The sequence below is a fragment of the Faecalibacterium longum genome (genome assembly GCF_040094125.1).
GTDB classification, from domain to species: Bacteria; Bacillota; Clostridia; order Oscillospirales; family Ruminococcaceae; genus Faecalibacterium; species Faecalibacterium longum.
Genome location: NZ_JBBNIH010000138.1, coordinates 49194 through 70160, shown reverse-complemented (window position 1 = coordinate 70160; position 20967 = coordinate 49194). Strand labels below are relative to the sequence as shown.

The window sequence follows — 20967 nt, the reverse complement described above, 5'->3', positions numbered from 1 at the left end:
CCCCGCTGTGGTCTCAGCGGACACTAACGCCTTAATAGGATAGCACAAACCACCCGTAAAAGCAAGTGTTTCGGGCAAATTTATGCAAAAATTTTCGCTCTGGCTTTGATAGACCGTTCTTACTCGAACTTCTGCTTGTCTGCCGTCAGAAATTCGGTGCGCAGGATAGAGGCGTTTGCCGCCGGGACCCCGAATTTTGCTTCCAGCGCCGCCGTCAGCAGCGAGGGATTCAGGTTCAGGTCCTGCGAGGCAGGCAGGCAGACCGCAAAGCTTACGCTCTCCCCTTTCGTCTCAAGCTCGAGAGTGGGGACATACTCCTTCATCTCGACCATCCTGACGCCGCGCTTGCTCTTTTTCTCCACCGGCACGCTGTCGAGGGCATTGTACTGTGCAAGCTTTTCCGCGGCGTCCGCCGGGTAGCGGATGCGGTAGCAGGCGTAAGCGATGGCGTCGGCCTTCATCTTCACCGGTTCCACGCGGTAGACCTCGATTCCGGCAGGCATGATGGCGTTCAGCGCCGTCTGCCACTGGGCAAAATCGGGGTTTTCGGCCTCGGTCTTGACATCCACGCACTCGCACTGGCTCTCCTGCCCCAGCGAGAGCGGGCAGGCAAAAGTCATATAGATGTGGGGATTAAAGCCCAGCGTATGCCACACCGGCAGGCCGCTGCGCTTGAGCACCCGCTGCATCACCCGCTGCATATCCAGCAGGGAGATGTAGGAGGCTTCGTTCATCTTCTTAAACGAGATCCTTACTGTAATCAAAGCACGGTCCTCCTAACAGATGGTTTGCGCCGCAGCCGTGGCAGGCACGGTTGCAGGGCTGAGTGGTCTGAGCCGCGAGGGCCTTGTTGTACTCCCGCACCAGATATTCGTGGGTGACGCCGTAGTCCATGTGGCTCCACGGGGTCACTTCGTCCAGACCGATCGCGCGCTGGCAGTAGAACTTGGGGTCAATGCCCATGTCCTCGAAGACCTGCATCCAGGTGTCGTACTTGAAGCACTCTTCCCAGCCGTCAAAATAGCAGCCGCGCTTGTAGGCCTCGAGGATGACGGGAGCCAAGCGGCGGTCGCCCTTGGCAAATACGCCTTCGAGGAAGCTGGTGGTGCTGTCGTGGTAGTTGACCTTGATTTTGCGGCTGTGGACGCTTTCGAGCAGGTGCTTCTGCTTGGCCTGCAGCATCTCTTCGGTATCCATCGGGACGAACTGGAAAGGGGTGTGGGGCTTCGGCACGAAGCAGGCGCAGCTGATGGTCACCTGCACGCCGCGGCCCTTGGCGTGCTTGGGATTGGAGTAGAACAAATCGACCACTTTCTGAGCGGTCTCGGCGATGCCCTCGATGTCCTCCATCGTCTCGGTGGGAAGGCCCATCATGAAGTAGAGCTTGACGGAGGTGTAGCCGTTGGCAAAGGCCAGCGAGCAGGTCTTTTCGATTTCGTCCCAGGTGACGTTCTTATTGATGACGTCGCGCAGGCGCTGGGTCCCGGCCTCAGCGGCAAAGGTCAGGCCGCTCTTGCGCACCTTGGTGGTTTTTTCAATGAGGCTCTGGGAGAAGTTGTCCATCCGCAGAGAGGGCAGCGACAGGCTGACGTGCTCTTTCGGCGCCCACTCGTTCAAATCGTCCAGCAGCTCTTCGAGCTGGCTGTGGTCAGAGGTGGACAGGCTGGAAAGGCTCAGCTCCTCGTAGCCGGTGTTGGCGCAGAGATCCTGTGCGGCCTTGTTCAGCAGGTTGGCGTCGCGCTGGCGCATGGGGCGGTAGAGGAAGCCTGCCTGACAGAACCGACAGCCGCGCACACAGCCGCGCAGCACCTCGACGCTGGCGCGGTCCTGGATGGCACCCACCATCGGGACGACGAAGTTGGTCGGGGGCGCAAAGTCGTTCAGGTTCTTGATGATGGCCTTGGTGATGACCGCCGGGATGCCCGGCTCGTTGGGAGTGATGGACTTAACACGGCCATCCTCGTAGTATTCGATGTCGTAGAAAGCCGGGATATAGACGCCGGGGATCCTGGCGATGCGGAGCAGCAGCTCTTTCTTGGAGACGCCGCCCTCTTTCTTGGCCTTTTCGATTTCGGCGCAGATGCCGGGCAGCTGGTTTTCGCCCTCGCCCAACTGGACGACGTCGAAGAAGTCGGCGATGGGCTCGGAGTTGCAGGCGCAGGGGCCGCCCGCCACGATGAGGGGCCAGCTCTCGTCGCGGTCTTTCGAATAGAACGGGATGCCCGCCAGATCCAGCATGGCGAGGATGTTGGTGTAGGACAGCTCATATTGGAGCGTAAAGCCCACAGCGTCGAAAGCCGTGAGGGGGTCTTTGCTCTCCATCGTGTAGAGGGGCAGGTTCAGGCGCTCCATCTCAGCCTTCATATCCAGCCACGGCATAAAGGCGCGCTCACACCACCAGTTTTCGTGGCTGTTCAGCAGCTCGTAGAGGATTTTTTCGCCCAGAAAGGACATGCCCACTTCGTAGGTGTCCGGGAAACAGAACGCGAAGCGGACGTCTACCTCGTCTTTATTTTTATAGACGCTGCCCGGTTCGCCGCCGGTGTAACGGCCCGGCTTCTGCACCCGGGACAGCGCTTCTTTCAGTTTCGGATCAAACATCAAGTTCCTCCATTTAACAACACGGATTGCATGTTTATATATATTACCCTATTTGGTCAAAGATTGCAACAGACATCTCAGCATTTGAGCTCCATCCAGCGGTGGGATAGGCAGAAGGTTGAACGCCCCGGTGAGCAGATTGGCCGCAAGGAACGCACTGCCCCGGATGGTTGCACACTGCTCCATCCTCATTGCCCAGATGGTGGCCAAGAGGCCATTCATGCCCGGCCCAGCGGCAGCGAGCAGAAAGGTCTGCCCCCGGGTGAGGGTCTGACCCCATGTCCGCATACAGAAACCGGTCATGGTCACTTCGATGACGGGAAAACGCCGGAACAGGAGCAGATAGACAAAGATATGACCTATTTCGTGGAGGATGGCGGCGCACAGACCGATGCGCAGGAAGCCGCTGGCGTCGAACCAGAGCAGCAGATACAGCGCCCCGCAGAGCAGCAGCGGGTCACGGAACACCAGCGGCCCCAGCCGGACGAGCCGCCTCATGGCAGGCCCAGCAGAGCCCCCGCATCATAGCGGACGCCCTGTTCCAGAAGCTCAAAATGAAGGTGCGCCCCGGTGGAGCGCCCCGTCTCCCCCGCTGTCCCCAGCGGCTGACCTGCCTGCACAACTTCTCCGGCCCGAACGAAGAGGTATTGCAGATGAGCGTAAAGCGTCTCCTGCCCGCCGCTGTGGCTCAGGCAGAGGTAGTTGCCGTAGGTCGCGCTCCGCCGGGCGGCAATGACGACGCCGTTCATTGCGGCCAGCACCAGCGTGCCTTCCGAACATGCAAGGTCAGTGCCGCGATGGAACGCCTCTTCGCCGGTGATGGGGTCGGTGCGCCAGCCGTAGGCGTCCGAGACCCGCCATGCCGTCGTACCCAGCGGGAACCAGGCCGTCTGCGCGGGTCTTACCCGTTTCAGCGAACAGCCCTCGGGCGCGGCTTTTGCGGCACAGGCCCGCAGAGCGGCCACGCAGAACAGGACAGCGCAGAACACCGCAAAAATCACCCATCCTTTTGTTTTATGCTGTCTTGTCCCCATCGGCGTCCCTCCTGTTTCCTGTACTGTATGCGGCAGGACAATATAAAATGCCGCCGGCCTTGCGGGCCAGCGGCATCGGGGATTATTTCAGGAAGTGCTCGAGCAGGCGGCTCAGCAGACCGGTGCGGCGGGGGTGGCTCTCGGTGACGACGATGGGCATCGGGGCGGGAGCGGCCTTTTCCGGCTGTACTGGCTGTTTTTCCGGTTCTACGGGTTGAGGTACTGCCTCTGCCGGTACGGCAGGCTTTTCCGGAGCCTTGACGGGCTGGGGCTTCGGCGTCTCGACGACAGAGGCCGGTGCAGGCGCTTTGTCGCGGGCCGTCCAGTCGTCACGGAGAAGGTCGTACATTCCCATCTGGCTGTTCACCAGCGGCTCGCCGGGGGCGGGCTTGACTTTCTGGTAGCTGCCGTCCGGCTGCATCTCGCGGGCGTTGACGTTGTCGCTGAGCTGGAGGCGGAGGATACTGTCCAGCTTCTCCTTCAGCACGGGGTCTTCTACCCGGACGCCGACTTCCACGCGGCACTCGGTGTTGCGGGTGAGAAAGTCGCCGGATGCGATATAGATGCGGGTGTTCACGCCGTCATAGAAGCTGTAGATTCGGCCATGCTCGAGGTAGCGGCCCACGAGGCTGCGGATGTGGAGGTTTTCGGTCTTGCCCGGCACGCCGGCACGGACGCAGCAGATGCCGCGGACGATCATGTCGATGCGGACACCGGCACAGCTGGCTTCCTCAAGCTTTAAGATGATGTCACGGTCAGAAATGGAGTTGTTCTTCAAAATCATGGAAGCCGGGCGGCCCAGACGGGCAGCGTTGATGACCCGGTCCATCTCATCCAGCAGCACGCTCTTGAAGCGGAGGGGTGCCACCAGCATTTTTTCGCTCTCTTCCGTCAGTTTCTGCACGGCAAGGTTCTGGAAGACGTTGGACGCTTCCTCGCCGATGCCGAGGTCGGCGGTGATGAAGGAGTAGTCGGTATAAAGCTCACTGGTCTTCTCGTTGTAGTTTCCGGTGCCGATCTGGGTGATGTAGGAGTAGCCGTGGGCGCTCTTTTTGGTGATGAGAGTCAGCTTGGAGTGGACTTTGTAGTCGTCAAAGCCATAGATGACCGTACATCCGGCCTCTTCGAGGTGCTTCGACCAGTCGATGTTGTTCTGTTCGTCAAAGCGGGCGCGCAGCTCCACCAGCGCCACGACTTCCTTGCCGTTCTCGGCGGCTTCCACGAGGGCCTGTACGATTTGAGATTCACGGGCCATGCGGTAGAGCGTCATCTTGATGGAGATGACGTCGGGGTCCTGCGCGGCCTTTTTCAGCATCGCAATAAAGGGGCGGATGGACTGGTACGGGTAACTCAACAACACATCGTGCTTTTCCACCTCGGCGGCAAGGTCGTAGTCCTGCGGAGGCAGCATAGGCCGGGCAGGCGTATAGAACAGCTCGGGGTGGCCGTCGGACTCCATGCGGGATGTGAGTTTGTAGAAGAAACTCAGGTCAAGAGGACTCTTCTGGACGAAGACCCGCTTGTGGGTCAGCTCAAGACGGCTGCAGAGCAGCTGAGCGACCTGCGGTGCGGCGGGGATGACCTGCAGACGGACGGCGGCCAGCTTGCGGCGGCGCTTGAGCAGATCGGCCATGATCTCGCGGTAGTCGATGTCATGGTCCATCATGCCCTCTTTCACGTCGATGTCGGCGTTGCGGGTGACCCGGAAGAGGCACTTTTCCTGCACGTTCTCCTTGCCGAAGATGAGGGCCGCATAATGGAGCACCAGCTCCTCCGTCAGGGCAAAGCAGGTCTCATTGTCCTTCCGGACGAAATGCATCCGCTCCATCTGGCTTGAGATGGGTACGATGCCGAGGGTATGCTCCGAGGTGTGTTTTTCGTGAAGGAGGACGCCAAGATAGATCTCCTTATTGCGCAGGAACGGGAACGGGTGGCGGCTGTCCACGATCTGGGGGCTGAGGATGGGGAAAAGCTCGCTCTGGAAATACTTTTTCCAGAAGTGCTCGTCTTCTTTGCTCAGCTTGTCGAAATCCACCTTGCGGTAGCCGCAGGCAGCCAGATTTTCCAGCGCTTTGGCGTAGTATTTGTCGCAGTCCTCCTGGAGCTGAGCGGTCTTGGGCATGATGGCGGCAAGCTGCTCTTCCGCCGTCATGTTCGTCTTGTTTTCCCGCTTTTCCTTCTTGCCGCGCATGAGGTTGGCGCGCTCCTGGAGCGAGCCGACGCGCACCATGAAGAACTCGTCCAGATTAGAGCCGTAGATGGCCAGAAACCTGAGCTGTTCGGCCAGCGGGACATTTTTATCCTTGCCCAGCACCAGCACGCGGCGGTTGAAGTCCAGCCAGCTCAATTCCCGGTTGATAAAAATGCTCTCTTCACTCATGATAACTCCTTTTTCCCGAGAAGGTCTCCCCTCTCAGCTCACATAGGCGAGGCCCTGCCATTCGTCTATCATATCCTGCGTAACGCCCGGCACCTGTGCCACCTCATCGAGGCTCTGGAACCGGCCATGGGCAAGACGATATTCCAGAATGGCTCTCGCCTTCTTCTCCCCGAGGCCGGGCAGTGTGGTCATGGCGTCCACCCCGGCGGTGTTGAGATCCACGCGGAAGGACTCCCGCAGAGGCTCGACTGCCGCTGGCGAAGCCTGCGCCGGGGACGGCGGCACGGCATACCAGAACGCCAGACTGACAATGCAGACCGCCGCTGCTGCCGCCAGTGCCAGAAAGCGGCGCTCACCAGGGCTTAACATAGTTTCTCTCATTGTACTCGAAATCCTTCCAAAAAGAAAGTCTCCTGCGGAAAATTTGCAGGAGACTTTACACAATCTTTACGATGCGGCTTCGGCACTTCGCACAAGGCCATAGAAAAACTCTGCGGCTGCGCCGGTGTCGTGGTCGGTCAGGGTCGTCTGGCTGGCAGCAAGGCGCAGCTCCACCGGGGCATCTGCCGGAACGACGCTCTGCTTGGCCTGACGGACCAGCTCGAGCATCTGGCTGCACCCGGCGGCGACGGTGAGCTGGTCAGCCGTGCAGTTGACGGGCAGACAGACTGCGCCCAGCATAGCTTCCGCCGAGACGGCACCCGGTGTCAGCACTATGACATCCATGCCGGTGCGCTCCGAGCGCAGCATGGCGGCATTGTCCCCCAGCGCCTTTTCCAGAAGGGCCTGAATGGGCAGCTGCTGACGGTCCTGATAGAGCAGGATGCGCAGCACGTCCTCGCCCTTGACGTCGGCGGGACTGCACAGCGTAAAGGGGGTAAACTCCCGGCGCAGATGGCGCTCGAGGGCGATGCTCATCCGCAGCACACGGGTAGAGCCGTCGGCCATCTGCAGCGCAATGCCGAGGCCCACAGCTGCGGGCAGCTTTTTGAAGATGGATTCCTCACAGCCCGCGAAGCTGCACAGCGGCTGGCCGCTGCCCTCCGAGAACCGGTAGGCCAGCGTACCGCCGCAGGTGAGCGCGGGCGCAGCAAGGCGCAGCCCACCCAGCACGGCGCGGACGGCCCGGGGCGAACGCTGGCTGAAGACCGTCAGCCTGCCGCCCCGGCTGGAAAACAGCTGGAGCACATCCCGCACGACCTGCGGCATGTTGCCGTCACCGGCCAAAAGGAGATGGTCCAGATCGCAGAGTACGAGCGTAGAATCGAGAAGTTTCGTCATACAGTCCCCCTCCTGAGCGATGCAATAAAGTGGGTGAAATACTCCGGAAGCTCCGAGTCGAAGCGGAGATGTTCCCCTGTGATGGGGTGGATGAAGCCCAATGTCTTTGCGTGGAGACACTGGCCGTGGAGCTTGGTGATGCAGTTGTGGGGGCCATACACCGGGTCGCCCGCCACGGGATGCTGGATGGACGCCATGTGGACGCGGATCTGATGGGTGCGGCCCGTCTTGAGGCGGCATTCCAGCAGGGTGAAGCCGCCGAAGCGCTCCAGCACCTTATAGCCGGTGTAGGCATACTTGGTGTGGGGCTCGCCGGCCGGGTAGACCGCCATCTTCTTGCGGTCGGTCTTTGAGCGGCCCAGATTTGCTTCCACAAAGCCCTCGTCCTGCGCAAAGCCGCCGTAGACAACGGTCTGGTAGGCACGCTCCACGCTGTGGACCGCCATCTGCTGGGACAGGCCGATGTGGGTGGCGTCATCTTTCGCCACCACCAGCAGGCCGCTGGTGTCCTTGTCGATGCGGTGGACGATACCGGGGCGTATCTCACCGCCGATGCCCGAGAGGCTGCCCTTGCAGTGCCAGAGCAGGGCGTTCACGAGCGTGCCGTCCGGGTTGCCCGGGGCCGGGTGGACGACCATGCCCTTGGGCTTGTTCACCACCAGAAGGTGGTCGTCCTCATACACGATGTCCAGCGGGATGTCCTGCGGCACAGCCTCGATAGGCTTTGCGTCAGGAATTTCCAGCAGGATGGTGTCCCCCGCCTTGAGTTTGAGGCTCTTGGCGATGCTTTTGCCGTTGCAGAGCACATGACCGTCAGCCACGAGGCCTTGCAGCGCACTGCGGGAAAGGCCGGTGTCCTCCCCGCTGAGGAAGCGGTCGATGCGCTGTCCTGCGGCCTCCGCTTCCACGATAAATTCACGCTGTTCCATGGTTTACCGCTCCTTCGAGGGCTTATCTTCCACTTCTTCCAGCAGGATGACCAGCACCCAGAGCGCTACACCGACGCAGACGAGGATGTCGGCAAAGTTGAAGACTGCAAAGTCGATGAACAGCGGGTTGATGTAGTCCACGACCTCACCGTTCAGCACACGGTCGATGAGGTTGCCGATGCCGCCGGCCAGCACGAGGATGAAAGCGATCTGCTGCAGGAGCTTGCCGCGGCTGTGGAAGAACAGCAGGTAAGCCACGAGCAGCAGCGCGGCGCTGGTGGCGAGGATAAGGAAAAGCTGCTTTCCGCTCAGCAGGCTGAACGCCATGCCCTGATTGAGCACGAAGCGCAGCTCCACCACATGCGGGATGACGGTGATGGCCTCCACAGGGGCCAGATACTGGGTAGCCCAGAGCTTGATGGCCTGGTCGATTCCCACCAGCGCGGCCACACAGACCAGATTCAGAATGACATATGCCATAGTTTCTCCTGATTTTTTGAAAAAGGCGGCGCCCCCTTTTGCGCCGGGTGCGCCGCCAGAGATACAAAATGGTTTAGCCCTCCACAACAGCGGCACAGCGTGCGCACAGGGTGGGATGAGCAGCGTGGGTGCCGATGTCTGCGGAGTACTTCCAGCAGCGCTCGCACTTGTCGCCGGTGGCGTGTGCAGCAGCAACGCCCAGACCCTCGACGGCGCTGGCTGCGCCGCCTTCACCCTTGACCAGCTCCACATGGGAGACGATCATCAGGTCGGCCAGCTCGTCCATCGGGATGCTGTTGAGCAGGTCGTAGACGGCGTCATTGCAGTACAGGGTGACGGAAGCCTCGAGAGAAGCGCCGATCTGCTTATCTGCACGGGCCTGCTCGAGGACCTTCTTGACCTCGTCGCGGACAGCAATGAGCTGCGCCCACTTGGCCTTGAAGGCATCGTCAGCTGCGTACTGGCCAGCCTTCGGCATATCCTCGAAGACAACGTACTTGTTCATAGCCTCGGTCTTGGGCAGGAAGTCCCAGATCTCCTGGCTGGTGAAGCAGAGGATGGGAGCGATGATCTTGTCCAGAGCGACGAGGATCTTGTACATCGCGGTCTGCGCAGCCTTGCGGCCAGTGCCGTTGGTGCAGTACAGGCGATCCTTGGTGACGTCCAGATAGAAGTTGGACATGGCCACGACGCAGAAGTTGTAGACAGCGTGGTAGACCTTGTTGAAGTCATACACAGCATAGCCAGCGTTGGTGTTGACGATGAGGTCGTCCAGCGCAGCCAGAGCCCAGCGGTCGATGTCCTGCAGCTGGTCGTCAGCCACACAGTCGGTGTTGGGGTCGAAGCCGTCGAGGTTGCCCAGAATGAAGCGGGCGGTGTTGCGGATCTTGCGGTAGGCCTCGCTCAGCTGCTTGAAGATGTTCTTGCCGGCACGCACATCGACGGTGTAGTCGGAAGAAGCCACCCACAGGCGGATGATGTCTGCGCCGTAATCCTTGATGATCTCGCTGGGCTCGACGCCGTTGCCGGCGCTCTTGTGCATCTGCTTGCCCTGCTCGTCCACGACCCAGCCGTGGCACAGAACGGACTTATAGGGTGCGCAGCCCTTGCTTGCGACACTGGTCAGCAGGCTGGACTGGAACCAGCCGCGGAACTGGTCGCCGCCCTCCATATACATATCGGCCGGGAAGCGCAGCTCGGGGCGCTCTTCCAGAACGGCAGCATGGGTGGAGCCGGAGTCGAACCAGACGTCCATGATGTCGGTGTCCTTCGTCCACTCGGAAGCGCCGCACTTCTCGCAGACTTCACCAGCGGGGATGATCTGCTCAGCGTCGTACTTATACCAGGCGTCGGAACCCTCCTTGCGGAACAGGTCGCTGACGGCCTTGATGGTGGCGTCGGTGATGTGGTAAGCGCCGCACTTCTTGCAGTAGAAGGCCGGGATAGGCACGCCCCAGGTGCGCTGACGGCTGATGCACCAGTCGTTGCGGTCGCGCACCATGCCGTGCATACGGTCGTGGCCCCAATCCGGCATCCAGGTCACGGTGTCGATGGCCTTGTAGACGTCCTCACGGAACTTGGCGATGGAGCAGAACCACTGCTCGGTAGCACGGAAGATGATGGGATTATGGCAGCGCCAGCAGTGCGGATACTGATGCTTGATGTGCAGCTGGCCCATGACAGCGCCGGCGGCGGTCAGGTCGGCCAGAATGGTCTTGTTGGAAGCCCAGACACGCTGGCCTGCGTACTTGCCGGCCTGCTCAGTCAGATAGCCGCCGTCGTCCACAGGGACGGTGATGGGGATCTGGGGGTACTTCTGGCAGACGTTGAAGTCATCGACGCCGTGGCCGCCGGCGGTGTGGACACAGCCAGAGCCGCTTTCCAGCGTGACGTGGTCGCCGAGGATGACCCAGCCTTCCTTGGGCAGATAGACGTGGTTATAGCGCATCAGCTCGAACTCTGCACCGCTGACAGGCTCACCCACCACCTCATACTCGGTGATGTGGCAGGCATCCATGACGCTCTTGACGAGGTCAGTGGCCATGATGTGGAACTCGTCGCCGATCTTGACGAAGGAGTACTCGAACTGGCCGTTCAGGCAGATAGCCTCGTTGGCTGGCAGGGTCCAGGTGGTGGTGGTCCAGATGACGAAGTAGGTCTTCTCCATCGGGATGCCGTGCTTTGCCAGAACGCCATTGGGGTCCTGAGAGACGTGGAAGCGGACGAAGATAGAGTCGCACTCGTCCTCGCCGTACTCGATCTCGGCCTCAGCCAGAGCGGTGCGGCAGTCGGGGCACCAGTAGACAGGCTTCAGACCCTTGTAGATATAGCCCTTCTTGGCCATCTCGCCGAAGATCTCGATCTGGCGGGCCTCAAACTCGGGCTTGAGGGTCAGATAGGGATGCTCAAAATCGCCGATAACGCCCAGACGCTTGAACTGGTCGCTCATGATGTCGATGTGCTCGGTGGCGAACTTCTCGCAGATCTGGCGCAGCTCGAGCTTGGAGATGTCCTTCTTCTTCTCGCCGACGGAGGACAGGGCCTTCAGCTCAATGGGCAGGCCGTGGGTATCAAAGCCGGGTACATAGGGAGCCTGGAAGCCCTCCATGTTCTTCTCACGGATGATGATGTCCTTGATGATCTTGTTCAGCGCGGTACCCATGTGGATATTGCCGTTGGCATACGGAGGGCCATCGTGCAGGATGAACTGAGGTTTGCCCTCGTTGTGCTTCATGAGCTGGTTGTACAGGTCGTTGTCGTCCCAATCCTTGAGCATGACCGGTTCCTTCTTGGGCAGGCCGGCGCGCATCTCAAACAGGGTCTTGGGCAGGTTCAGAGTACTGTCGTACTGAGACTTATTCTTAGCCACTGGTTTTACACTCTCCTCTATTGGTTTTGCAATCGCAAACAGCGCAGCTACGCGCTTATTTTATCAAAACAGCTTTACGGCACACAAATGATGCCTTGCTGTCGATGCTTCGGGAATTATTCGCTGAAGTTCACGCCCTGAAAGGCAGCGTTGGGGTCTGCCGGGGGCGGGTCGAGCTTGAGCTGAGATTCGTCCTTCTCCCAGAAGTCCTCGCTGGCCTTCTCGAGGGCGGCGTCTTCCGTCTCGGCAGCGTCCGCAGCGGGTGCTGCTTCCTCGGTGGTATCGGCATCCTCGGTTTCGGGCAGCTCAGCCTCGGCATCCTGTGCGGGGGCCTCCTCCTTCTGCTGGAACTCCGGCAGACGGCTCAGGGACTCCACATGGGTGCGGTAGAGGTTCAGCACGTCGGACTTGAAGCGGGTGACCTCGAGACGAACGCGGTCATATTCACGCTCTTCGGCCAGCTTTTTGTCGTTGGCGTCACTGATGATCTCGTCGGCGCGGTCGCTGGCCTTCTGCAGCAGCTCGTTGGCATCCCGGATGATGTCGTCGCCGCGCAGATTTGCACGGTGCAGGATGTCTTCGGCCTTCTGGTTGGCCTCGCGGATGACGTTTTCGCCCATGCGCTGCGCATTGATGAGGGCGCTCTTGAGCATATCGCCGTCGGCCTCATAGCTCTGCATATTGCGGCGCAGGGTCTCGTTCTCGGCAGTCAGGTCGGCCACCTGCTTGCGCAGGGCCTCCATCTGCTCCGCATCCTGCTCGAGCTGCTGCTCTACCTTATCCAGAAAGTGGTCAACATCCTCGGTACGGTAGCCGCGGAGGTTCTTTTCGAATTGGACAGAGCGCACGTCCTGCGGTGTCAGCATAATGATCTCCTCCAGTTTATCCAGTCGTCCTTCTCAATATTGGAAGAACTCAATGATTTGTCGGTCTTTTTTGCTCTTTCCCGGCAGGGCCGTGAGGCGGAAGCGCCCTTTGCCCCGCACTGTGAACACATCAGATTCGTATACCGGCGCATGGGCGCTGGAAACGGGCAGATGGTTGATCTCTACCCTTCCCGCTGCCACAAGCTCTGCGGCCATGCCCCGGCTGCACCGCAGCATGGCGGCAAGTACAGCATCCAGACGCAGCGACGATACGGTCGCGGTCTGTAACTGGCGCTCTGCCTGTGCAAACTCCGGTACTTCGTCCAACGCCAGCTGCTGAGCCGTCACCTCGGTGCGGCCCACACTGCGCAGCTCCTGACAGATAAGGGCTGCAGCAGGCTCCAGCGCGAACAGATAAGCGGTACCCGGCTCCTCCGGCGGCAGGACGATGTCGCCCAGCGCCTCGCGGCGAAGCTCGAACCCCATCAGGCTGCCCAGATAATCCTTATGGACGGGCAGCTGCGCCCCGGCCAGCGCACGACACCTGAGCCGGACGCAGCAGACAGGGCTTGCAGGGTAGCAGTCTTCCGGCTCGAGGCAGAGCACCCGGCGCTCGGCGTCGGGCCAGCCGCCCTCGAAGCGGCAGCTTTCCTCCGGCGCACCGGCACGGTTGAGTGCCGCCTGCGCCAGCTGCTGTTCCCTGTCGCTCAGAAACGCCGAATAACGGGCGATGCCCCGGCCAAAGGCGGCGCGGGCCAGGTCCTCGACATGACGCATGAGGAAGCGTTCCTCATCGTTCTGCGCCGGGACGAAGCCCCGCACGGCGCTTTGCTGGGTATCAATAGAACGCGCCATTGTTCTCCAGCTCGTCCAGCAGGTCGCCCATGATGTCTACATTGTAGGGAGTAATAATGAAGGTGCTGTTGGCCACCCGCTTGATCTGGCCGTTGTTGGCGTAGGCCACACCAGAGAGGAAGTCCACCAGACGGCGGGAAACTTCCTTGTTGGTGGATTCCAGATTCAGCACGACGGTGCGCTTGTTGTTCAGGTGGTCTGCAATGGTGCTGGCATCCTCAAAGTGCTCGGGCTTGACCAGAACGACCTTGAGCTGGGTGGTAGCATGGATGTTGACCACCTTGCCGTTCCGCTTGGGGGCTGCGCTCTCTTCGGGCTCGTCCTCTTCTCCGTCGCCTGCGACGCCGAGACCGCTGTTGTTATTCACCATCTGAGGACCGTCGTCCATGTACTGATCGTCGTAATCGTCCTCACTGCCGAAAAGCCCTTTTTTCAGGCTGTCCACAAAAGACATAGAAACTTGCTCCTTTCATTCGGGCAGCTCACGCTGCCTGGCACCCCTTTGTGAAAAAGAGTTGCTAATAGCTTTTTCTATTATCTGATTTTTTGCGTCAGATGTCAATAACTACAAAAGCTTTCCATCATACAAATTTTGTCCGGAGACGATGATCTCGTCGTAAAGTCGGACTTCGCTGACGGTTTTTGTCTTATCCGAGCTGCTGGGCATGACGATGCGGTACTCGCCGTCCGTCACCAGCGGATGGTCATTATCCACGGGGTCGATCTTGCAGAAACGGGCAAGATTGCCGTATTTGACATAGACGCCCGGGATGTAGTTCTCGCCCTGTGTCTCAGACTCAGTACCGTCCTCTTTCAGGTAATGGATAGCGTCGATGGGGACGCGCAGGCCGGTGGTCTCGCCCACGATGATCTGGGCGCTGGCCCGGTTGAGCCGCAGCACATCGCCGTTGATGATCTCGCAGGTGATGACAAAGCAGGCCAGACCGGTCGCTTCGTCGATGGTCACCTCGGAGACGGAGGCCTTGAGGGGCGTTTCCATCTGGCCGGGGAACTTTATCTTCACCGAGCGGGTCAGGGGCTTGCCGTTGTCGCCCAGCAGCTTCTCCCCTTCCTTGGCCGAACAGAGGCCGACATACCGCCACGCAAAGCCCGAGACGATCTTGCCCGCGCAGCCGTCCAGCGGCAGCTCGGGGTCAGAGTTCAGATACGCCTGCAGGTCGGTGGTGTTCAGCGCGAGGATGTCGTCTGCCCCGGCGTTGAGCCGCCCGGTGGCAGAGTTACGGATGAAGTAACCCGTCTGAGGGGCGGTGATCTGGGTCGGCTCTCCCAGCTGGGCCTGCACCTGCGCCGACTGCTCAGTGAGGGAGGCGATCTGGGCCGAGAAGTCCGAGACTTCACCCGTGATGACCCAGAGCTTGTTCTGAGCGAGGATGTAGTTTTCTTCGCCCTGGGCTGTCTCGTCGTAGGCAGAGCTGTCCAGCGCATCCATCATATCATAAAGCGCGGACGCCCGCTCTTTTTTCAGAGAATCCAGCTGGGTGGCGGTGGTATTCTGAGAGCGCTGCAGAAGCTCGATCTGGTCGTTCAGACTCGTGAGCTGCTGGCGGAGGCCCGCCTGTTCCGGGCTGCTGTAGATCTCCGCTACTGCAGCCCCCGCCGAGACGCGCTCGCCGTCGGCCGCGAGATAGCCCAGCGTTCCGCCGCCGGGAACATAGACCTCATCGAAGAGGAGAACTCCGTCGGCGTCCACCGTATCCGCCACGGTGGCAAGAAGTGCCGTCTCATAGGTGTTGGGCGGGAAGAGCACCTGCAGGGCCTGATAGCCCACATAGATGCCCGCCAGCACCACGACGGCGATGACGAAGCCTGCCAGCTTGCCCAAAGCGCTGGACGCGCCGGGATCAGAGCGTGGTCTATCCATCATAAAAGGTCACCCTTTCGCTAAAAATTCTTGGGTCAGCTGCACGGCCCGGGCTGTAACGTCCGGCGCAGAGGCGTCCAGCCAGACCACGCCGTCCATATGGCGGAACCAGGTCAGCTGGCGCTTGGCGTAGTTGCGGGAGGCCTGCTTGAGCTTTTCGGTGCAGGCATCCAGCGGGGCCGTCCCCTCAAAATAGGAGAAGAACTCCTTGTAGCCGATGGCCTGCGCTGCCGTGCGGTAGGTCTGGCGGTGGTCATAGACCAGCTTTGCCTCATCGAGGAGGCCGGCGTCCAGCATCTTGTCCACCCGCAGGTCGATACGGCGGTAGAGCTGGGTGCGATCGGGAAAGTCCAGACCCAGCACCAGTGAACGATAGGGCCGCTCCAGCGGGAGGGACTGGGCTTTCTGCTCGCTCAGACGCTTGCCGGTGGCCCGGAAATGTTCCAGCGCCCGCAGGACCCGCACCTGATTGTTCGGATGGATGGCGGCGGCGGCTTCCGGGTCGGCAGCCTGCAGCTCTTTGTACATGGCCTCTGGGCCTTTTTCAGCCAGCTCAGCGGCCAGCTGTTCCCGCAGGCCGTCCGGCGTCTTCTCGGCGGCGAAGCGGACACCGTACAAAAAGCTCTGGACATAGAGGCCCGTGCCGCCCACGAGGATGGGCAGACGGCCCCGGGCGGAAATGTCAGCCTCGAGCGTTCCGGCCAACGTCACGAAATCCGCCACGCTGAAGAGCTCATCCGGCTCCAGAATATCCACCGCATGGTGCGGGACGCCGTGGGTCTCGTCGGGCGCGACCTTCGCCGTACCGACGTCTAATCCTTTATAGATCTGCATCGAGTCGGCGCTGATGACTTCGCCCTCGAAAGCTTCGGCCAGCGCCACGCCGAGAGCGGTCTTGCCGGTGGCAGTGGGGCCGACGACGGCCAGCACCGGATGCTTCTGATTTTTATCACACGATTCGGCCAAACTGCTTTTCCAGCTCCTTTCGGGTAAGTTTTAGAACGCAGGGGCGCCCATGGGGGCAGAAAGGCGGCACTTCGCCGGAAAGAATTTTTTCGGCCAGCGCCATCAGCTCCTGCGGCGAGGTGTGGTCGCCCGCCTTGATGGCGGCGCGGCAGGAGATGGAATGGAGCACCCACTCTGTCCGCTCGTTCAACGCGTCGCGGCTGCCGTGGGCCAGCTTTGCCGCCAGCTCGACCAACAGATCTTCGGCACTGCTCTGCTCCACATCAGCGGGGACCGAGCGCAGGCAGACCGAGCTGCCGCCAAAATCGCTCACCTCGAGGCCGGCGCTTTCCAGCAGGTCGAGGTTGGCCAGCAGAACGGTCTTTTCCTCGGCGGAGAGCTCCACCACCAGCGGCTCCAGGAGAAGCTGACTGGGGACATCGCCGTAGTGGGCGGCCAGTTTCTCGAAGAGCTGGCGCTCATGGGCGGCGTGCTTGTCAATGATGCAGATCTCGTCGCCCCGCTCCGCGAGGATATAGGTGCGGAAGATCTCGCCCACATACCGCAGAGGCTCCGGGCCATCCTGAACGTCAAAGCCCAGCTGCTCCGGGGCTGCGCTCTGCTGAGGTTCATCCGAAGCCTCCGGCAGCGGCGGACGCTCCGGTTCATCCGGAACAGGCTCCCACGCGGCCATATGATCGCGGGTGACATCCGGCAGGTCGATGTCTGCCTCGATGTCCAGCTGTGACTCACTGGATGCAGCCCGGAAGGGCGGCGGCTCAAGGACACTTTCCTTCTGCGGCGGCTCAGGACTGTGAAGGGCAGCGTTCATCGGAAGAGGCTCGAAGGCCGCAACTGTTGTCCATGTGTGTTCCGATGCCGGCGCAGCCTTTTCCGGAGCTTTTACGGGCAGCGGGAGGATGTCCCGCTCCGGGGCAGAGGGCTGTGTCGTGCGGGGTGTCACAGACGCTGCCGGTGCCGCTTTTTCCTCCGGGTGCGGCAGGCTTCCCGGCTCTGCCTGACCCGAAATCACCGCTGAAAGTCCTGTAAAGTTATTGTTCTTTACAGTATTTTCTTCTTTATTTCCGCTATTTTCATGTTTGTTGGATACATTATTCTCTTTCTCACTGTCAAAGACGAACTGTCTTTCCCCTGTACCAGGCTGGCTCAGCGCCAGCTTGACAGCATGGTAGACGAGGTCGAAGATGTCGTTTTCCCGGGCAAAGCGGACTTCTGTTTTTGCCGGATGGACGTTGACATCCACAAGGTCGGCAGGCATCTCAAGAAGCAAGATCCCTCCAGGAAACTTGCCCTGCATCGTGGTACCCTTGAACGCCATCTCCATGCCCGCCATCATGGTGCGGTTGCGGACATATCGGCCATTGATATAGAAATACTGCATACTGCGGCTGGCGCGGCAGCTGCGGGGCTGGGTGATGAGCCCCCAGACCCGGTAAACACCCTCACGGTTATCAACCTCCACGAGGTCACGGCTGAACTCCCGGCCCAGCACGGCATAAGCCGCGCTGCGGAGCTGGCCGTCACCGGGGGTGACATACTGCAGTTTGCCTTCGCGGATGAACTTGAAGCTCACCTCGGGGTGGCTCAGGGCCACATGGCCCATGATGTCGGCCACGAAAGTACCCTCGCTGGAATCCTTTTTGAGGAATTTCATCCGGGCAGGAGTATTGAAAAAGAGGTCACAGACCCGGATGGTGGTGCCGACGCCTCGCGCACCCGGCTCGATGGGCTGCTCTTCCCCGCCCTCAATACGGTAGAGGGAAGCGCACTCGTCGGCCTCGGTGCGGGTGAGCACTTCGACGCGGGCCACGCTGGCGATAGAGGCCAACGCTTCGCCGCGGAAGCCCAGCGTGTGGATACTGGTGAGGTCGTCTTCCGTCCGAATCTTACTGGTGGCATGGCGGATGAAAGCCGTGGGGATGTATTTTGCCTCGATGCCGGTGCCGTTGTCGCTGATTTCAATCAGACGAACGCCGCCCGACTCGATCGAGACGGTGATTTGAGACGCACCGGCGTCGATGGAGTTTTCCAGAAGCTCCTTGACGACCGATGCGGGCCGCTCAACCACCTCACCGGCGGCAATAAGTTCTGCCGTGTGCTTGTCGAGAACGTGTATCTCTGCCATTCGTTTCCCTCCGTTTCAAATAAAATCAGCCATTCAGGCTGCCGCTCAGGGTCTTTTTCAGCTCATACAGGAAATTCAGTGCCTCGATGGGGGTCAGGGTCTCAACGTCCAATGCCTCGAGCTTTTCCATCATCTCGCTGGGGACGGCAGGCGAAGAATACTCCTGCAGGGCGTCGAAATCCATCTGCTCCACCTTGTTCTTCGGAGCAGACGCTTCCAGAGTGCGCAGCACCTCGTGGGCGCGGCGCGTCACGGTGCCGGGCAGACCGGCCAGCTTCGCCACCTCGATGCCGTAGCTGTCGTCGGCGGGGCCGCGAATGATGCGGCGGAGGAAAGTGATGTCCTCTCCCCTCTTTTTGACCGCGATGTTGTAGTTTTTGACGCCCTCGATGGCCCCTTCCAGGTCAGTCAGCTCGTGGTAATGGGTGGCGAAGAGGGTCTTGCAGCCGAGGCCCTTGGCCGGGTCGGAGATGTGCTCCACGACGGCCCGGGCGATGCTCATGCCGTCGAAAGTAGAGGTGCCGCGGCCAATTTCGTCCAGCACAACGAGGCTCTTGGGTGTGGCGTTCTTGAGAATTTCGGCCACCTCGGTCATCTCGACCATGAAGGTGGACTGGCCGGCGGCAAGGTCGTCCGATGCGCCAATGCGGGTAAAGATGGCATCCACGACGCCCACATGACAGCTGGACGCTGGGACGAAGGAGCCGATCTGTGCCATCAGAGCGATAAGGGCGTTCTGGCGCATATACGTCGATTTGCCTGCCATATTCGGGCCAGTGATGATGAGACAGCGGTCAGTGGTGCAGTTGAGCCTGGTATCGTTGGGGACGAAGAGGCTGCCTTTCAGCATCTGCTCGACCACCGGGTGGCGGCCCTCGGTGATGGTCAGCTCGTCGCTGTCATCCACCACAGGGCGGCAGTAGTTGTTTTCAGCGGCCACCTGCGCCAGCGCCGCCAGCACGTCCAGCTCGGCCACAGCATTTGCCGTCCGCTGGATGCGGTCGAGCTGACCGCCGATCGTTTCCAGCAGTTCCGAGAAGAGCCGGTGCTCCAGCGCAATGAGACGCTCATGCGCACCTAAAATCTTGCTTTCCAGCTCTTTCAGCTCCTGGGTGATATAGCGCTCACCGGAGGTGAGGGTCTGCTTGCGGATATAGGTCTCGGGGACCATGGATTTATAGGAGTTGCTGACTTCGATGTAGTAGCCGAAGACGTGATTGTAGCCGATTTTCAGCTTGGGGATGCCGGTCTCCTGCCGCAGGCGCGTTTCCAGCTGAGCGAGGACGCCCTTGGTGTTGTCGCGGATGGAGCGCAGCTCGTCTACCTCGGGGTGGTAGCCTTTGGCGATGACGCCGCCGTCCTTGAGGGTGGAGGGCGCTTCCGGGTCGATGGCGGCAAGGATGGCCGTCTTCACATCGTCCAGCAGGTCGATTTGTCCCGCAAGCGCAGTCAACTCCGGGCAGCTGCAGCTCTCGGCCTGCGCCCGCAGTTCCGGCAGGCGCTCACAGGTCTGGGCCATCGTGTAGATCTCCTTGGGGGTGGCGGAGCCGTAGACCGCGCGGGTCATCAGGCGCTCGAGGTCAGCGATGTAGTGGAGCTGTTCGATCAAATCGCCCCGCTGCATGGTCTGGTTCACGAGGCTTTCCACCGCGTTGAGGCGGCGGTTGATGGCGGCGCTGGAAATGAGCGGCTGCTCGATCCAGCTGCGGAGCATCCGCTTGCCCATGGCGGTGCTGGTCTTGTCCAGCACCCAGAGCAGCGTTCCCCGCTTTTCGCGGCCCCGCAGCGTCTCGGTGAGCTCGAGGTTGGCCCGGGTGACCTGCGACAGCCGCATGAACTGGGCTTCATTATACGTGATGACCGTTTTCAGGCGCTCGACGCCTTTAATTTGCGTATCATGGAGATATTCCAGCAGCGCGGCCATTGCAAAGCGGACAAGGCCGTCTTCTGTGATACCGGTCTTTGCGGCCCAGTCGCGGCCAAACTGGTTCTCGAGGGAGATGGCCACGAGGCCCGGGGCGTACCGCTCCTCTTCCACCAGCTCGACGGCGCAGTTCATATTTTTTTTGATGTAGGCAGTGATCTCCCGGCAGTCCAGCAGGCCCGGATTCATCAGCACCTCGCTGGGGTTGTAGCGGCAGAGTTCCGCAATGACCGCCGGGGCGATCTTCTCTCGCTTGAGCTCTGTGATATGGGCCGTGCCGGTGGAAACGTCCGCGAAGCAGAGGCCTGCTGCACCGCCTTTCAGGAAAACACTCGCAATATAGTTGTTTTTGTCATCCTGAAGCATACTGCTCTCAATGACGGTGCCGGGCGTGACCACGCGGATGATGTCGCGCTTGACGAGGCCCTTGGCCTTTGCCGGGTCTTCCACCTGCTCACAGATGGCGACCTTATAGCCCTTCGAGATGAGGCGGGCCACATAGCCCTCGTAGCTGTGGAATGGTACGCCGCACATGGGCGCACGCTCTTCAAGGCCGCACTGCTTGCCCGTGAGGGTCAGATCCAACTCCCGCGAAGCTGTGAGCGCATCGTCGAAGAACATCTCGTAGAAGTCACCGATGCGGTAGAATAGAATCTCATCCTTATGTTGTTTTTTGATCTCCAGATATTGCTGCATCATGGGCGAAAGCTCTGCCATGACCGTTCACCTTCCTCCCCTAGTTGTCGGTTTGCCATCCAAAACCGCCTGTTGCAAG

At 60.5% G+C, this 20967-nt stretch carries 17 protein-coding genes; all 17 read right to left on the bottom strand.

What is annotated here, in order from left to right; genetic code table 11:
- Positions 1 to 119: 119 nt before the first annotated feature.
- The 17 genes from AAAU26_RS07920 to mutS all read right to left on the bottom strand — a co-directional run bounded on the left by AAAU26_RS07920 (position 120) and on the right by mutS (position 20909).
- Complete coding sequence (locus AAAU26_RS07920; RefSeq protein WP_227618464.1) at positions 120 to 764, bottom strand: TIGR03936 family radical SAM-associated protein; 645 nt, start codon at positions 762 to 764, stop codon at positions 120 to 122.
- The gene (locus AAAU26_RS07915; RefSeq protein ID WP_227618463.1) at positions 739 to 2601 is read right to left on the bottom strand and encodes a TIGR03960 family B12-binding radical SAM protein; all 1863 of its coding nucleotides are present in this window, start codon (positions 2599 to 2601) and stop codon (positions 739 to 741) included. Before AAAU26_RS07915 ends, AAAU26_RS07920 begins: the two co-directional genes overlap by 26 nt.
- 48 nt (positions 2602 to 2649) lie before the next feature.
- Positions 2650 to 3099, bottom strand: a complete 450-nt coding sequence (locus AAAU26_RS07910; RefSeq protein ID WP_227618462.1) for a site-2 protease family protein — start codon at positions 3097 to 3099, stop codon at positions 2650 to 2652.
- Positions 3096 to 3635 carry a M23 family metallopeptidase gene (locus AAAU26_RS07905; protein WP_227618461.1) on the bottom strand — a complete coding sequence of 180 codons (540 nt, stop codon included), beginning with the start codon at positions 3633 to 3635 and terminating at the stop codon, positions 3096 to 3098. Before AAAU26_RS07905 ends, AAAU26_RS07910 begins: the two co-directional genes overlap by 4 nt.
- 82 nt (positions 3636 to 3717) lie before the next feature.
- Complete coding sequence (gene ppk1, locus AAAU26_RS07900; protein WP_227618460.1) at positions 3718 to 6015, bottom strand: polyphosphate kinase 1; 2298 nt, start codon at positions 6013 to 6015, stop codon at positions 3718 to 3720.
- 33 nt (positions 6016 to 6048) lie between these two features.
- On the bottom strand, positions 6049 to 6384 hold the full coding sequence (locus tag AAAU26_RS07895) for a ComEA family DNA-binding protein (RefSeq protein ID WP_227618459.1): 336 nt from the start codon (positions 6382 to 6384) through the stop codon (positions 6049 to 6051).
- A gap of 78 nt (positions 6385 to 6462) precedes the next feature.
- Complete coding sequence (locus AAAU26_RS07890) at positions 6463 to 7296, bottom strand: HAD hydrolase family protein (RefSeq protein ID WP_227618458.1); 834 nt, start codon at positions 7294 to 7296, stop codon at positions 6463 to 6465.
- A complete protein-coding gene (locus AAAU26_RS07885) occupies positions 7293 to 8225 on the bottom strand; it encodes an RluA family pseudouridine synthase (RefSeq protein ID WP_217209344.1) in 933 nt (310 codons plus the stop codon). Before AAAU26_RS07885 ends, AAAU26_RS07890 begins: the two co-directional genes overlap by 4 nt.
- A gap of 3 nt (positions 8226 to 8228) precedes the next feature.
- Positions 8229 to 8705: a signal peptidase II gene (lspA, locus tag AAAU26_RS07880; RefSeq protein ID WP_227618457.1), complete on the bottom strand. Its 477-nt coding sequence runs from the start codon at positions 8703 to 8705 to the stop codon at positions 8229 to 8231.
- A 73-nt stretch (positions 8706 to 8778) separates the two neighbouring features.
- Complete coding sequence (ileS, locus tag AAAU26_RS07875; RefSeq protein WP_158394454.1) at positions 8779 to 11574, bottom strand: isoleucine--tRNA ligase; 2796 nt, start codon at positions 11572 to 11574, stop codon at positions 8779 to 8781.
- Positions 11575 to 11690: 116 nt separating this feature from the next.
- The gene (locus AAAU26_RS07870; RefSeq protein WP_227618456.1) at positions 11691 to 12440 is read right to left on the bottom strand and encodes a DivIVA domain-containing protein; all 750 of its coding nucleotides are present in this window, start codon (positions 12438 to 12440) and stop codon (positions 11691 to 11693) included.
- Positions 12441 to 12473: 33 nt separating this feature from the next.
- A complete protein-coding gene (locus AAAU26_RS07865; protein ID WP_158403136.1) occupies positions 12474 to 13295 on the bottom strand; it encodes a YlmH family RNA-binding protein in 822 nt (273 codons plus the stop codon).
- On the bottom strand, positions 13279 to 13749 hold the full coding sequence (locus tag AAAU26_RS07860) for a cell division protein SepF (protein ID WP_158403137.1): 471 nt from the start codon (positions 13747 to 13749) through the stop codon (positions 13279 to 13281). Before AAAU26_RS07860 ends, AAAU26_RS07865 begins: the two co-directional genes overlap by 17 nt.
- A 111-nt stretch (positions 13750 to 13860) precedes the next feature.
- On the bottom strand, positions 13861 to 15180 hold the full coding sequence (locus AAAU26_RS07855; protein WP_227618455.1) for a biotin/lipoyl attachment domain-containing protein: 1320 nt from the start codon (positions 15178 to 15180) through the stop codon (positions 13861 to 13863).
- A gap of 6 nt (positions 15181 to 15186) precedes the next feature.
- Positions 15187 to 16143, bottom strand: coding sequence for a tRNA (adenosine(37)-N6)-dimethylallyltransferase MiaA (gene miaA, locus AAAU26_RS07850; protein ID WP_265104193.1), 957 nt, complete (start codon positions 16141 to 16143; stop codon positions 15187 to 15189).
- Positions 16127 to 18268 (bottom strand): DNA mismatch repair endonuclease MutL, encoded by a 2142-nt coding sequence (mutL, locus tag AAAU26_RS07845; protein WP_227618454.1) that lies wholly within the window; start codon positions 18266 to 18268, stop codon positions 16127 to 16129. The genes miaA and mutL overlap by 17 nt, the downstream gene beginning before the upstream one ends.
- Positions 18269 to 18293: 25 nt before the next feature.
- Positions 18294 to 20909, bottom strand: a complete 2616-nt coding sequence (gene mutS / locus AAAU26_RS07840; RefSeq protein WP_207677448.1) for a DNA mismatch repair protein MutS — start codon at positions 20907 to 20909, stop codon at positions 18294 to 18296.
- Between the last annotated feature and the right edge of the window lie 58 nt (positions 20910 to 20967).